Raw genomic sequence first — 13187 nt, forward strand, 5'->3', positions numbered from 1 at the left:
ATATAGTTAGATAGATATGGCTTGGCACTCAGTCCTTACCTTAGCTTTTGACACCCAACATGCGGGTGAGCATGCTCGCACCAATTTGGTACAACGCCACCACCAAGGCGCCTTGCGGGTACAAAAAGCCTTGTATCCTGAAAGCGGTGAGCAGCAAGGTATTTGTCATGTCATCATGCTGTATCCGCCCGCTGGCATCGCCTTAGGCGATAAGCTCGATATTGACATTGGCGTAAAACATCACGCCCACGCCGTGATTACCACGCCCGGGGCAAACAAATGGTACGGTAATTTACCAAGTTACACCCCTAACAAGCAAACCGATGATAGCCCATCAGCCAAAAAGAACCAAGAAACCAAAAAAAACCAAGAAACTCAAGAAAATTCAAATAGTTATGCTGTACAAAATGTCACGGTTTATCTGCAAGATGACAGCCGTTTTGAATGGCTACCGCAAGAAAACTGTTTTTATAACGCAAGTTTTGCCCATGCCACCAATCAGTTTTTTATCAGCCCAGCTGCCAGTGTTATCGCTTGGGAAATTAACCTGTTAGGGCGAGAGCATTATGGCGAGCGCTATAGTACAGGCGAGATGCGGTTATCAAATCTATTTTGGCGCGTGGATGAGCAGCCCAAATTGCTGCTTGCTGATACCTTACATCACTGTGCTGACCACGATTGGTTTGGCTCACCCGTGGGGCTAAATAACCATAGCGTCTTTGCTAGCTTATGGGTTGTGCCAAGCGTTGATGCGCAAAAACAGCTGATTGAATGGGTCAAGCAATTACGTTTATTTATCGACCACCATAGCTTGCCTGTCTCTTGCACCCAAACAGGGGAGGTGATGATTATTCGCTATTTGGGTGATGACGTTCGCCAATGTTTTGACAGTTTTGGTGCAGTCCGTGGTGAAATTCGCACTTTAATGTGGCAAAAAGCCAGTCATTTGCCCCGAATTTGGGCAACCTAGTGGCAGTGAAGGTCTAATTTTTAACACTAAAAAAATAATTGGAGTAACCCATGCATTTAACCCCCGCCGAAAAAGATAAATTACTCATTTTTACCGCAGGACTGGTTGCCGAGCGCCGCAAACAACGTGGCTTAAAACTTAACTATCCAGAAGCAATAGCCTATATCAGTATGTTGGTACTCGAAGGGGCAAGAGAGGGCAAAACAGTGGCACAGTTGATGGGAGAAGGCAGCACGTGGCTGACGGGCGAGGATGTGATGGATGGCATCGCCGAGATGATTGACGATGTACAAGTAGAAGCCACCTTTCCCGATGGTACCAAACTGGTGACTATTCACCAACCGATTGTGTAATTTAAACAGTATAAGGGGTAAACCATGAAAGTTGGCGAATATAAGCTAAAAGACCAAGCCATTATCCTTAATGAAGGGCGCGCCGTCCAAACTATTTTGGTCAAAAACACCGGCGACAGACCGATTCAAATCGGCTCTCACTATCATTTTGCCGAAGCCAATGACGCACTGGCGTTTGACCGTGACAAGGCGCTTGGGTTTCGCTTAAATATCTTATCAGGTACAGCAGTGCGTTTTGAGCCCGGGCAAGCGCGATCAGTTGAACTGGTCGAGTTTGGTGGCAACAAGGCGATTTTTGGGTTTGCTGGGCGGGTGATGGGGCAAGCCACCGCATCTGTGGATACCGCAAGTTTACCAAAATCACAAAAATCCGTACCCCGCCAAATGTATGCCGAGCATTTTGGCTTAACCGTGGGGGATAAACTGCGTCTTGCTGATACCGAGCTGTGGCTCGAAGTGGAAAAAGACTTTACCAGCTATGGTGAAGAGGTCAAATTTGGTGGTGGAAAAGTGATTCGTGATGGCATGGGGCAAGGGCAGCTCCCATTTGCTGAGGTGGCTGATACCGTGATTACCAACGCGCTTATTTTGGATTATACCGGGATTTATAAAGCCGATGTGGCAATAAAAGACAGCCGAATTTGGGCGATTGGCAAGGCGGGCAACCCCGATGTTCAATCCAATGTCACCATCGCCATTGGCGCAAGCACCGAGATTATTGCAGGTGAAGGCAAAATTTTGACCGCGGGCGGGATTGACACCCATATTCACTTTATCGCGCCACAGCAAGCGGAGGTTGCCTTAATGTCTGGGGTAACCACCATGATTGGCGGTGGTTCAGGGCCTGCCCAAGGCACGCTTGCCACCACCTGCACCAACGGCAAATACCATATCGAAACCATGCTCAAAGCCCTTGATGATATGCCCATGAACATTGGGCTACTAGGCAAAGGCAATGTCAGCTTGCCGCAGCCGATTATCGAGCAAATCGAAGCGGGCGTGGTCGGGCTAAAACTGCATGAAGACTGGGGCACCACGCCGCAAGCGATTGATAACTGCTTGAGCGTTGCCGAAGAGTATGATGTGCAAGTGGCGATTCATACCGATACGCTCAACGAAAGTGGCTATCTAGAAAGCACGCTAAATGCCTTTAAAGACCGCTGTATTCACACCTTTCACACCGAAGGCGCAGGCGGCGGGCACGCCCCTGATATTTTGCGGGCGATTGGCGAGCCGCATGTATTACCGTCTTCGACCAACCCCACGCGTCCGTTTACCATCAACACCATCGATGAGCATCTCGACATGCTGATGGTCTGTCACCATTTGAGCCCTGCGATTGCCGAAGATATCGCCTTTGCTGAGAGCCGTATCCGTCAAGAAACCATCGCCGCTGAAGATATTTTGCACGATTTGGGGGCAATCTCCATGATGAGTAGCGACTCGCAAGCGATGGGACGGGTGGGCGAGGTGATTATCCGCACTTGGCAAACGGCGGATAAAATGAAACGCCAACGCGGATTTTTAGCGCCCGATACAGTGAGCCAAAATGCGTCTAACATTGAGCTTCATGACGTCGACCCAGTGACCGAAGATACAGTGACAGAAAATGACAATTTTCGCATCAAACGCTATATCGCCAAATACACCATTAATCCTGCCATTACCCACGGAATTGCCGAGGAAGTCGGTTCGGTAGAAGTCGGTAAATGGGCGGATTTGGTGCTATGGTCACCCAAATTCTTTGGGGTCAAACCTGACACGATTTTAAAAGGTGGTAGCATCGCCGCTTATCCGATGGGCGATATCAATGCCTCCATTCCAACCCCGCAGCCGGTGCATTATCGTCCGATGTTCGCAAGCCTTGGCAAAGCCACCCACCAAACCAGTATCACCTTTGTATCCAAAATTGCCTTTGACAACAATATCCAACACAAGCTCGGCTTGCAAAAAGTGATTCGCCCTGTGCAGGGGATTCGTAACATTCGCAAAAAAGATATGCGGTTTAATAGCTATTGCCCCGAGATGTCGATTAACCCAGAAACCTATGAAGTGCGGGCGGATGGTCAGCTGCTCACTTGTGAGCCGTCAGCTGTGTTGCCAATGGCACAGCGGTATTTCTTATTTTAACCATTTGAATGTAGAGGCGTATCGCATATTCCCAATGCAAAGTTAGGCATTAAATGTATGGTAAAACAAAATATAACTATCAAAACTTGCGATGAATGCGGTAGTGAATTTTTTGAACAAGTTTCACCGATGTCAAATTTATGTCCTAACGGTTCACATCAACTTTATGGGTATGAAAAGTGCGTGCATGAATTAAAAAATGGTCGTTGTCAAAAGTGTGGTTGGAATGGCAACATTTCTGAGTATCTAGAGAAATTAGAAAAGAGTAACAATGGAAATTTATAACAAGCGAATCAATCCATCAGATTTAACCCAAAATCAGATTGAAAAATTAAAGCATCAAAAAGAAAAAGGAAATTATCTACAAATCGACTTTGACACGCGCCAGCGGTCACGCTTTCGTGCAACCCTGCAAAATGGTGAAGCGGTCGGTATCGACCTACCACGCACAGGTACGCTCAAAGACGGTGATGTGGTACAAAATGCGTCAGGCGACATCATACAAATTTTTGCCAAACCACAAACCCTCACCAAAGTCACCGCTGACAATGCTTTTGAACTGATGCGCGGGGCGTACCATTTGGGCAATCGTCATGTACCTTTGATGTTGGTTCAGCATGACAATGATTACGCCCTGTATTTTGAGCCCGATTATGTGCTTGCCGATATGCTGGTGAAGTTGGGCTTAACCGTGAGCGAAGTGGAACACGCTTTTGAACCCGAAACAGGGGCATATGGGCATGGCGGGCATTCACATGGGCATGATAATCGGTTAAGCCATGCATCAGACACGCAAAGTGCAATCATCGGCGATTTAACTAAAGCCACGTTTTTTTCATGAAAACGATGACAACAACATCGCACCTTACACAGACGGCGCCGCCACAACAATTGCTTAAGCTGATGATGCTGGCGTCGAGCAATTTGCCGATTGGTAGTTATACCTATTCCCAAGGCGTGGAGTCTGCCATTGAGCAAGGTTTTATCCATGATGAAGCCAGTAGTTTGGCGTTTTTGCAGGCGTATCAACAAGAGGTTTTACTCAATTTTGAACTGCCGCTGATGGCAAGTATGATGCAGCTGTCAGCGCAAACAACTCACCACAGCTTGGTGGATAGTCTAGCCAATTTTTATGGGGCAAGCCGTGATAGCCATGAGTTTTTATTAGAGAGTCAACAATTGGCGCAGGCATTTTGTGCCTGGCTCGATGGCGTGCTCGACCTTGCGATGCCACAAGATTGGATAGCGCAAGGCTATTTACCGTTATTCGCTCGCTTGGCGTATTTTTGGCAACTGCCGATAGCCGATAGCCTGACGACCTATGCGTTTGCTCAAATGGAAAATCTGACCTTAGCGATTGTCAAAACCTTGCCGCTGGGACAAATGGCGGGGCAACGTATTATTTGGCAATTGGGGCAAGTGATGGATGAACCGATTGCCAAGCTTTGCCAAACGCAAGCCAGCAAAGTCAAAACGGCATTAACAGCCATCAATCATCGGCAAGCGGTTGTGGGTAAGCTACAAGACATTGCGCCACAATTTTTACAAGCACAGCAGCATGCCCAAACATTACTGATTTTAATCAACCACTTGCAACTATCAGCGTCTGTACCGTCGTTGGCAGAATTGTCCTGTCATCATGAACAACAATATAGTCGTCTCTTTCGTTCCTAAAACCCCTGTTTTTAATACTACTCACAAGGAAACCCCATGACTGGCTTTACCCAAAAAACCCCAACCCAAGAGCCTCGCTTATCCCCGTTACGCCTTGGCATTGGCGGGCCTGTTGGCTCTGGCAAAACCGCTTTGACCTTGAGTCTGTGTCGCCGTCTCAAAGACGTGTACAACATGGCGGTGATTACCAACGATATTTATACCAAAGAAGATTCGGAGTTTTTGACCCGCCACGATGCCATGCCCGCTGAGCGGATTATTGGCGTGGAAACGGGCGGCTGTCCGCACACGGCGATTCGTGAAGATGCGTCGATTAATCTTAATGCCGTGGCCACCTTGCAAAACCGCTTTGACGGTCTTGAGCTGATTATCATTGAGTCGGGCGGTGATAACTTGGCGGCGACTTTTAGCCCAGAGTTGTCGGATTTGACTATTTATGTGATTGATGTGAGTGCAGGCGACAAAATCCCCCGCAAAGGTGGACCCGGGATTACCAAATCAGATTTGCTCATTATCAATAAAACCGACCTTGCGCCACTCGTGGGCGCGGATTTGTCGATTATGGACAAAGACGCCAAAAAAATGCGCGGCGATAAGCCGTTTGTGTTTAGCAACATGAAAACTCAAGACGGTTTGGATGACATTATCAAATTTATCCAACAACAGGGCATGCTAAGAGCGCTAGAGATTCCGTCACAGCCGGTACAACATTTACCAAGCTCAAGCGAAAATATGTAACAAATGCGATAAAATCAAGGAGACATAATGAAAACTTTAACCCAAAAAACAACCCAAAAAACGGCGTTGGCAACCGCGCTTTTTAGTCTTTCAAGTGTGGCAGTAGCGCATGTCGGTCATGGTTTAACCCATCATGTAGGTGCAAGTTCGGTGGATTTAATGGCTGCCGTCACCGCAGGGCTCATGCATCCTATCTCGGGTCTTGACCACGTGGTGCTTGCAGTTGGCATGGGCATGGTGTTTGCCCGTTACAAAAAACTGGGTTTGGGCTTGTTGGTGACAAGCTTATTGTTAGGATTTGCTTTGGTGCAACTAGCTCATGTGGCGATTGGCTCATCGATTATTGAAGGTGCGATTTTGCTATCGGTGGTGTTGACAGCGGTCGCAGTTTTGGCGCAGCGCACCAAGATAGCACAAGCCAATCAGAAAAGCTTTTCGCTCATGATGGCGATCAGCTTATTTGGTTTGACGCTATTTCATGGTATGGCGCATGCCGTGGAGATGCCAGTCAGTAGCGTGAGTCAAGGGTTTGGCTTAGGCATGATAACCGCGATGTCTGCCTTGTTTGCTGTGGGTGCAGGGGTGATGAATTGGGTAAAAGCACAAGCTCATGCGCATCCCAAGTTGTCTTGGCTACCTTCAATCATGGCGGCATTGGGCATGGCACTGGTATTGGCTAACTAGCGATTAACAACATTTTTGATAAAAAGTGCAAGCTGTCGGGCTTGCACTTTTTTTATGCAATAAATTGGATAATGTCATAAAGACATTGTCGATAAAGCGTTGTTTAGCATCAATCAATGCTAGGTGAATGCTAGAGCAATGCCAGATAAATGCCAGATGAATGGTAATAGTGCAAAAAACCATTACAGTTCATCAGATTGGTGAAATCGCTAAGGTCGCCAAAGTTTGCCCATTTTTTACCCAGGAGCAGCATTTAGCCAATGGGTGATTGTTTAAAATAAATTTTTTCAACTATACCAATTCAACCTTTTGATTTAATTGAAAAAATTTTCAAAAATAGCTTTAAATATGCAGATTGGCACACTAATTGAATTGTCACTATAGTCAGTTAAGACAACCAGCAACCGATAGCCAAAGCCTATCCGTTACGCTCTACCTTAAAACGGCAATCCAACTATTTTAGGAGTGACACATGTTAGACAAAAAAACCACCGAGCTAACCACGACTGAGCGTCAATTAAGCCGTCGTGCATTTGGCAGATCCTTGGTTGCCCTAGCGGTAACGGGCAGTATGATGTTGACAGGTTGTTCAAAACCGCAATCATCAAGTGATGCCAAACCAGCCAGTGGCACGTCAACCACTGCTGCCACCGGTAGTGCACCTGCCCCTAGCAATGGTGATACCATCAAAGTGGGTATCTTGCATTCACTCTCAGGTACCATGGCAATCTCTGAAACATCGCTCAAAGACACCGCGTTGATGGCGATTGACGAAATCAATGCCAAAGGTGGGGTGATGGGCAAAAAACTTGAGCCTGTGGTTGTCGACCCTGCGTCAGACTGGCCATTGTTCGCCGAAAAAACGCGCCAGCTGCTGACACAAGACAAAGTTGCGGTTATCTTTGGTTGCTGGACATCGGTTTCTCGTAAATCTGTGTTGCCTGTGGTTGAAGAATTAAACGGCTTATTATTCTACCCTGTGCAGTACGAAGGACAAGAGCAGTCCAAAAACATCTTTTATACTGGCGCCGCGCCCAACCAACAAGCCATTCCTGCAGTTGAATACTTGATGTCACCAGAAGGCGGCGGTGCCAAACGCTTTGTGCTATTGGGTACTGACTATGTGTACCCCCGTACCACCAATAAGATTTTACGGGCGTTCTTAAAGTCTAAAGGCGTGGCAGATAGCGACATTATGGAAGAATATACCCCATTTGGCTTTAACAACTACCAAACCATCGTGGGTAATATCAAAAAATTCTCAGCGGGTAAAAAGACCGCCGTTATCTCCACCATCAATGGTGACTCAAACGTCCCCTTCTACCGTGAGCTTGGTAACCAAGGCATCAAAGCGGCGGATATTCCTGTGATGGCGTTCTCTGTGGGCGAAGAAGAACTTCGCGGTATCGACACCACCCCATTAGTCGGACACTTGGCAGCATGGAACTACTTTGAATCGGTCAAAAACCCTGTAAACATCAAGTTTGTGAATGCTTATAAAAAATACGCCATTGACCACAAACTACCAAATGCCGATAAAGTAGTGACCAATGACCCCATGGAAGCCACCTATGTGGGTATCAATATGTGGAAGCAAGCGGTTGAAAAAGCGGGCTCCACCGACGTGGATAAAGTCCGTGCTGCCATGGCAGGTCAAAGCTTTGCCGCGCCATCGGGCTACACGCTAACCATGGATGCCGAAAATCACCACTTACACAAACCTGTGATGATTGGGCAAATCCGTGCCGATGGTCAGTTTGATGTGGTTTACAAAACCAAAGATGCCATTAAAGCGGAACCTTGGAGTCCTTATATCCCAAAATAAGTATTCCAAAATAAGCATCCCAAAATAAGCCTTTCCAATAAGCTTGAATGAAGTTAGCAATCGATGTTGTGACAGCCATACCGCGCATCAATACCCCAGCTGGTATGGCTTATTTTTTTGCCAAAATTTTACGATTTCACCTTTTATTGATTTAAACATTGATCCGTCACCCCACCAAACAGATGGACTAATCATAAAGACTAATCATACAAACTAAGGAGCGACCATCATGCTCAATGGTAATCATTCTCTCGGGCAGTTTTTGCAAAAAAGTAAAAAAATTGTGCTCGGCATGTCGCTAGCGACCACGATGGGCATTGCATTGCCAAGCGTGAGTAATGCACAGGCAAGTACCGCTTCGACCACTACGATAACCCCTACAGTAACCACAGCAGCGCCAACTAGCGCAGCCACAAGCACTACAGCCAGCGCAGGCGATGATATTCAAAAATTCGTAGCCGCCGATTTTGCGGGGCGTCAAGCCATGCTCAACAACTGGACAGGCACCAGCCAATCTTATGACAAACTGGTCGAACTGATTAACAAAGACGAGCTGTACCGTGATGATGCCGGCAATGTCTATACCCTAGAAAACACCGACCAACTCTACAGTTATCCTGCGCATACCTTGGTAAGCAATTGGCCAAGCGACCTAAACCAAGTCACGCTCAATAACGCGCTGCGTTCGGCGTTGACCTTAGGGCAAACCAAAGCCAAACTCAAATCCGACGATGCCAGCGAGCGTCTTAAAGCGGTGGATATCCTAGCTGACAATATCGCCACGCTCGATAAAAAAACCGTTGCCGATATTTATGCCAATGAAAAAGACAGTACGGTAAAAGCAGCATTGGCGCAACTGCAAGCGCGTATGGATTTGCAATCGGGCGATGAGATGACCCAGATTGCGGCATTAAAAACCTTGGCATCCAGTAACAGTCCCGATGTGTTAGCCGATATCGAAGCGATGGCAAAACAAACCAGCCATTCCCCTGAGCTCAAACAAGCCTTACAAACAACCCAAGACAAAGTCAAATCGCGTATCAAAGCCAGTGAGTGGACAGGACACGTGTTTTCTGGCTTCAGCACCGCCAGTATTTTGTTGTTAGCGGCATTGGGACTTGCTATCACTTACGGTCTATTGGGTGTCATTAACATGGCGCATGGTGAGCTCATTATGATTGGTGCCTATACCACCTATGTGGTGCAAAGTTTTTTTAAAAGCCATTTGGCAGGCTATGTCGATTGGTACATGCTTGCCGCGATTCCGCTGGCGTTTTTGGTGAGCGCCGTCATTGGCATGATTATTGAGCGGGTGGTGATACGTCCATTATATGGCAGACAGCTAGAAACCTTGCTTGCCACGTTTGGCGTGAGTTTGATTCTGATGCAGTTAGTTCGCATGATTTTTGGGGCACAAAACGTCGAGGTCTCCAATATTTCATGGCTAAGCGGCGCTGTCGCTTTGACCCCAAGCTTGATGTTGCCATACAACCGTATTGCGATTATCGGTTTTACCATTATCGTACTGTCATTACTGGTGTTTTTACTCAAATACACCCGCTTTGGTCTGTTTGTACGTGCTGTGACCCAAAACCGGCAAATGGCGCGTGCGGTGGGTATTCGCTCGGCGCGTGTCGATATGATGGCGTTTGGGCTTGGCTCTGGCTTGGCAGGTTTGGCAGGCTGTGCTTTGGCGCAAGTGGGCAACGTCGGTCCTGATTTGGGGCAAAACTACATCATCGATGCTTTCTTGGTGGTGGTGGTCGGCGGTGTCGGTCAAATTTGGGGGGCAGTATTGGCCGCCTTGGGTCTAGGCGTGAGTGGCACCGTGCTTGAGATTGGCATGGGTGCGGTGATTGCCAAAATTATTTTGTTGGTGCTGGTGGTGCTATTTATCCAAAAACGCCCACAAGGTCTGTTTGCCCTTAAAGGTCGCTTTGTCGAGTAATCATTGGAGAGTTAAAAAATGCGTATTTTACAATTATTTGCAGATAAACCAGTGAGTCGCTTGGCAATTATGGGCTGTTTTGCGGTGTTGATGGTGTTGCCTTGGTTGCATTTGCTGCCTGCTGATTCGGCGCTGCATTTATCCGCTTATTGGGTCACTTTGATTGGCAAAATCATGTGTCTGGCGATGGTTGCTTTGGCACTGGATTTGGTATGGGGCTATGCGGGGATTTTGAGCCTTGGGCATGGCTTGTACTTTGCCCTTGGTGGATATGCGATGGGTATGTATCTGATGCGCCAAGCATCAGGCAACAGCTTGCCGGAGTTTATGCGGTTTTTGAGCTGGGATAAAATGCCTTGGTTTTGGGCAGGCACAGACAACTTTGCTTGGGCGGCGATATTGGTGGTGCTGGTGCCGGCAGTGGTGGCTTTTATATTTGGGTTTTTTGCCTTTCGCTCAAAAATCAAAGACGTGTATTTCTCGATTATCACCCAAGCCATGGTGTTTGCCGCATCACTCCTATTTTTCCGTAACGAAACTGGGTTTGGCGGTAACAACGGTTTTACCGGGTTTAAAACCATCTTGGGCATGGACATTGCTGCTCCCATGACGCGCACCTTGCTATGTTTTGCCACGGCATTCGTGCTGATGCTTGCCTACCTTGGCTTACGTTATTTGATGCACAAGCCGTATGGTCGCGTATTGGGCGCCGTGCGTGATAGCGAAAACCGTTTGCAATACCTTGGCTACCGTACCCTATGGTACAAGCTATCTGCGTGGGTGTTATCGGCGATTATCGCAGGGATTGCTGGCGCGTTGTATGTGCCACAAGTGGGCATTATCAACCCCAGTGAGATGAACCCTGTCAACTCGATTGAAATGGCGGTCTGGGTCGCCACAGGTGGACGCGGCACGCTGATTGGGGCGATATTGGGCGCAGGTGTGGTAAATGCGGTGAAAACTTACTTTACCGTGGCATATCCCGAAGCTTGGCTATTGATTTTGGGCGGGTTGTTTGTGGTCGTCACCTTGTTTTTACCCAAAGGCATTATTGGTCTATTGGACAACATCACGCATGGCAAAAAAACGGTCGAGCCAAGCGTAAAAAATATGGAAACAAACCAAGAAATAAACATAGAAGCAAAAAAAGAATCTTAGGCGGCAGGGGCTTCAGGGGCGGCAGCGTCATGCTGACCGCCTGCAACCCAGTAGTTAGTTTGATTATACCTGATGACTAATACCCCATTAATAACACATCAAAGAGTCTGTTATGAATACAAATGATAATAATATCAATGACTTTGCTGAGACCAACTACGGACGGCTAAAGTCACAAGAAGCGGATTTTAGCAAAGGCATTGCCCTATATATGGAAGATGTCAGCGTGTGGTTTGATAAATTTCGCGCCTTAAACAGCTTATCTTTGTACATCAAAGAAGGCGAGCTGCGTTGTATTATCGGACCTAACGGTGCGGGTAAAACCACGCTGATGGACGTGATTACCGGTAAAACTCGCCCCACGGAAGGGTCAGTATATTTTGGACAAACCCACAATCTTGCCAGCATGACCACCGAGCAAATTGCCGAAGCTGGCATTGGGCGAAAATTTCAAAAACCCACGGTGTTTGAAAATTTTACCGTCATGGAAAACCTATTGCTTGCCGCACCCAAAGATAAGCGGGTCAAAAAAAGCCTGTTTAGCAAACTTGACCCAGATGCCCAAAATGCCCTTGATCAGACTTTAGCGACGATTCGCTTGGGCGAGTTTGTCAATAAACCTGCTGGATTGTTGTCGCACGGGCAAAAACAATGGCTGGAGATTGGGATGCTACTGATGCAGCGCCCCAAGCTGATTTTGCTCGATGAGCCAGTCGCAGGCATGACCGATGCCGAAACCGAACGCACCGCTGAGCTATGTTTGGAGCTCAAAAAAGACCATACCTTGGTGGTGGTTGAGCATGACATGAGCTTTATTGACACCATCAGTGAGCAAGTGACGGTATTGGCACAAGGGGCGATTTTGGCAGAAGGAACGCTTGCTGAAGTACAAGCCAACGACGATGTCATCGAAAAATATCTAGGGCGATAGGGGATAGCGATGTTAGAAGTAAACACAATCAATCAATATTATGGCGGTAGTCATATTCTGCGCGATGTCAGTTTGACCGCACCTGTGGGTGAGTGTTCTGTGGTACTCGGTCGCAATGGCGTGGGTAAAACCACACTGTTAAAGTGCCTGATGGGGGTTTTACCGATTAAATCGGGTCAAATTTTGCTCGATGGCAAAGACATCAGCAAATTATCGCCCGAAAACCGCGTGCGCGCAGGCATGGCGTATGTGCCACAGGGGCGAGATATTTTTTCAACCTTAACCGTAGAAGAAAATATCTTGATTGGCATGGCAAAGTTTAAAGGCAGCAAAGCCAAAAAAGTCCCAAACCATTTGTACGAGATTTTTCCTGTGCTCGATGAAATGAGCCAGCGCCGGGGCGGTGACTTGTCAGGCGGTCAACAACAACAACTAGCGATAGCAAGGGCCTTGGCCTCTGAGCCACGGGTGCTGATTTTGGACGAGCCGACCGAAGGGATTCAGCCATCGATTATCAAAGATATCGGACGGGTGATTCGTCGCTTGGCTGACCAAGGCGATATGGCGATTATTTTGGTCGAGCAGTTTTATGACTTTGCCGAAGAACTTGCCGACAACTATACGGTTATGGCACGGGGGCAAGTCATTGCCCAAGGCATGGGCGGTGATATGCCAGAAAAAGGCATCAGAGAGCTAGTGGCGATTTAGTAAATAGCCAACGATACGTGAGTTAGCTTTTAGCCAGATGGCTGTCATCTGGCTAAAAATTTGCTGAT

12 protein-coding genes and 1 pseudogene are annotated in these 13187 nt (G+C 47.4%); all 13 read left to right on the plus strand.

From position 1 onward, the window contains the following. Positions 1 to 16: 16 nt before the first annotated feature. The 13 genes and pseudogenes from RT034_RS04780 to urtE all read left to right on the plus strand — a co-directional run bounded on the left by RT034_RS04780 (position 17) and on the right by urtE (position 13119). Positions 17 to 970 (plus strand): urease accessory protein UreD, encoded by a 954-nt coding sequence (locus tag RT034_RS04780; protein WP_313014289.1) that lies wholly within the window; start codon positions 17 to 19, stop codon positions 968 to 970. 50 nt (positions 971 to 1020) lie between these two features. Beyond that, on the plus strand, positions 1021 to 1323 hold the full coding sequence (locus RT034_RS04785) for an urease subunit gamma (protein WP_313014292.1): 303 nt from the start codon (positions 1021 to 1023) through the stop codon (positions 1321 to 1323). 24 nt (positions 1324 to 1347) lie between these two features. Continuing rightward, on the plus strand, positions 1348 to 3453 hold the full coding sequence (gene ureC, locus RT034_RS04790; protein WP_313014294.1) for an urease subunit alpha: 2106 nt from the start codon (positions 1348 to 1350) through the stop codon (positions 3451 to 3453). Positions 3454 to 3510: 57 nt separating this feature from the next. After that, the gene (locus RT034_RS04795; RefSeq protein WP_313014297.1) at positions 3511 to 3738 is read left to right on the plus strand and encodes a hypothetical protein; all 228 of its coding nucleotides are present in this window, start codon (positions 3511 to 3513) and stop codon (positions 3736 to 3738) included. Then, positions 3725 to 4294, plus strand: coding sequence for an urease accessory protein UreE (gene ureE / locus RT034_RS04800; protein ID WP_313014302.1), 570 nt, complete (start codon positions 3725 to 3727; stop codon positions 4292 to 4294). Before RT034_RS04795 ends, ureE begins: the two co-directional genes overlap by 14 nt. Further along, a complete protein-coding gene (locus RT034_RS04805; protein WP_313014305.1) occupies positions 4291 to 5127 on the plus strand; it encodes an urease accessory protein UreF in 837 nt (278 codons plus the stop codon). The genes ureE and RT034_RS04805 overlap by 4 nt, the downstream gene beginning before the upstream one ends. A gap of 36 nt (positions 5128 to 5163) precedes the next feature. Continuing rightward, positions 5164 to 5865, plus strand: a complete 702-nt coding sequence (ureG, locus tag RT034_RS04810; protein WP_051500567.1) for an urease accessory protein UreG — start codon at positions 5164 to 5166, stop codon at positions 5863 to 5865. 27 nt (positions 5866 to 5892) lie between these two features. Next, on the plus strand, positions 5893 to 6549 hold the full coding sequence (locus RT034_RS04815) for a HupE/UreJ family protein (RefSeq protein WP_313014310.1): 657 nt from the start codon (positions 5893 to 5895) through the stop codon (positions 6547 to 6549). 571 nt (positions 6550 to 7120) lie between these two features. After that, the gene (urtA, locus tag RT034_RS04820) at positions 7121 to 8374 is read left to right on the plus strand and encodes an urea ABC transporter substrate-binding protein (protein ID WP_060996033.1); all 1254 of its coding nucleotides are present in this window, start codon (positions 7121 to 7123) and stop codon (positions 8372 to 8374) included. A 310-nt stretch (positions 8375 to 8684) separates the two neighbouring features. Continuing rightward, entirely contained in the window at positions 8685 to 10322 is a 1638-nt protein-coding gene (gene urtB, locus RT034_RS04825; protein WP_409566312.1) for an urea ABC transporter permease subunit UrtB, read from the plus strand. A gap of 18 nt (positions 10323 to 10340) precedes the next feature. After that, positions 10341 to 11387 (plus strand): annotated as a pseudogene (urtC, locus tag RT034_RS04830) (urea ABC transporter permease subunit UrtC); the annotation flags it as partial. A 205-nt stretch (positions 11388 to 11592) separates the two neighbouring features. Then, positions 11593 to 12411: an urea ABC transporter ATP-binding protein UrtD gene (gene urtD / locus RT034_RS04835; RefSeq protein ID WP_313014313.1), complete on the plus strand. Its 819-nt coding sequence runs from the start codon at positions 11593 to 11595 to the stop codon at positions 12409 to 12411. 9 nt (positions 12412 to 12420) lie between these two features. Continuing rightward, a complete protein-coding gene (gene urtE / locus RT034_RS04840) occupies positions 12421 to 13119 on the plus strand; it encodes an urea ABC transporter ATP-binding subunit UrtE (RefSeq protein ID WP_050325608.1) in 699 nt (232 codons plus the stop codon). Positions 13120 to 13187 lie beyond the last annotated feature (68 nt).

The sequence above is a fragment of the Moraxella sp. CTOTU48841 genome, from assembly GCF_032061225.1.
In the GTDB taxonomy this organism is placed as follows: Bacteria; Pseudomonadota; Gammaproteobacteria; order Pseudomonadales; family Moraxellaceae; genus Faucicola; species Faucicola cinerea.

Coding starts and splice junctions, on each gene's coding strand:
- RT034_RS04815 (WP_313014310.1), top strand. CDS start 5,893: ATGAAAACTTTAACCCAAAAAACAACCCAAAAAACGGCGTTGGCAACC.
- RT034_RS04795 (WP_313014297.1), top strand. CDS start 3,511: ATGGTAAAACAAAATATAACTATCAAAACTTGCGATGAATGCGGTAGT.
- RT034_RS04785 (WP_313014292.1), top strand. CDS start 1,021: ATGCATTTAACCCCCGCCGAAAAAGATAAATTACTCATTTTTACCGCA.
- RT034_RS04780 (WP_313014289.1), top strand. CDS start 17: ATGGCTTGGCACTCAGTCCTTACCTTAGCTTTTGACACCCAACATGCG.
- ureC (WP_313014294.1), top strand. CDS start 1,348: ATGAAAGTTGGCGAATATAAGCTAAAAGACCAAGCCATTATCCTTAAT.
- urtD (WP_313014313.1), top strand. CDS start 11,593: ATGAATACAAATGATAATAATATCAATGACTTTGCTGAGACCAACTAC.
- ureG (WP_051500567.1), top strand. CDS start 5,164: ATGACTGGCTTTACCCAAAAAACCCCAACCCAAGAGCCTCGCTTATCC.
- urtA (WP_060996033.1), top strand. CDS start 7,121: ATGATGTTGACAGGTTGTTCAAAACCGCAATCATCAAGTGATGCCAAA.
- ureE (WP_313014302.1), top strand. CDS start 3,725: ATGGAAATTTATAACAAGCGAATCAATCCATCAGATTTAACCCAAAAT.
- urtE (WP_050325608.1), top strand. CDS start 12,421: ATGTTAGAAGTAAACACAATCAATCAATATTATGGCGGTAGTCATATT.
- urtB (WP_409566312.1), top strand. CDS start 8,685: ATGGGCATTGCATTGCCAAGCGTGAGTAATGCACAGGCAAGTACCGCT.
- RT034_RS04805 (WP_313014305.1), top strand. CDS start 4,291: ATGAAAACGATGACAACAACATCGCACCTTACACAGACGGCGCCGCCA.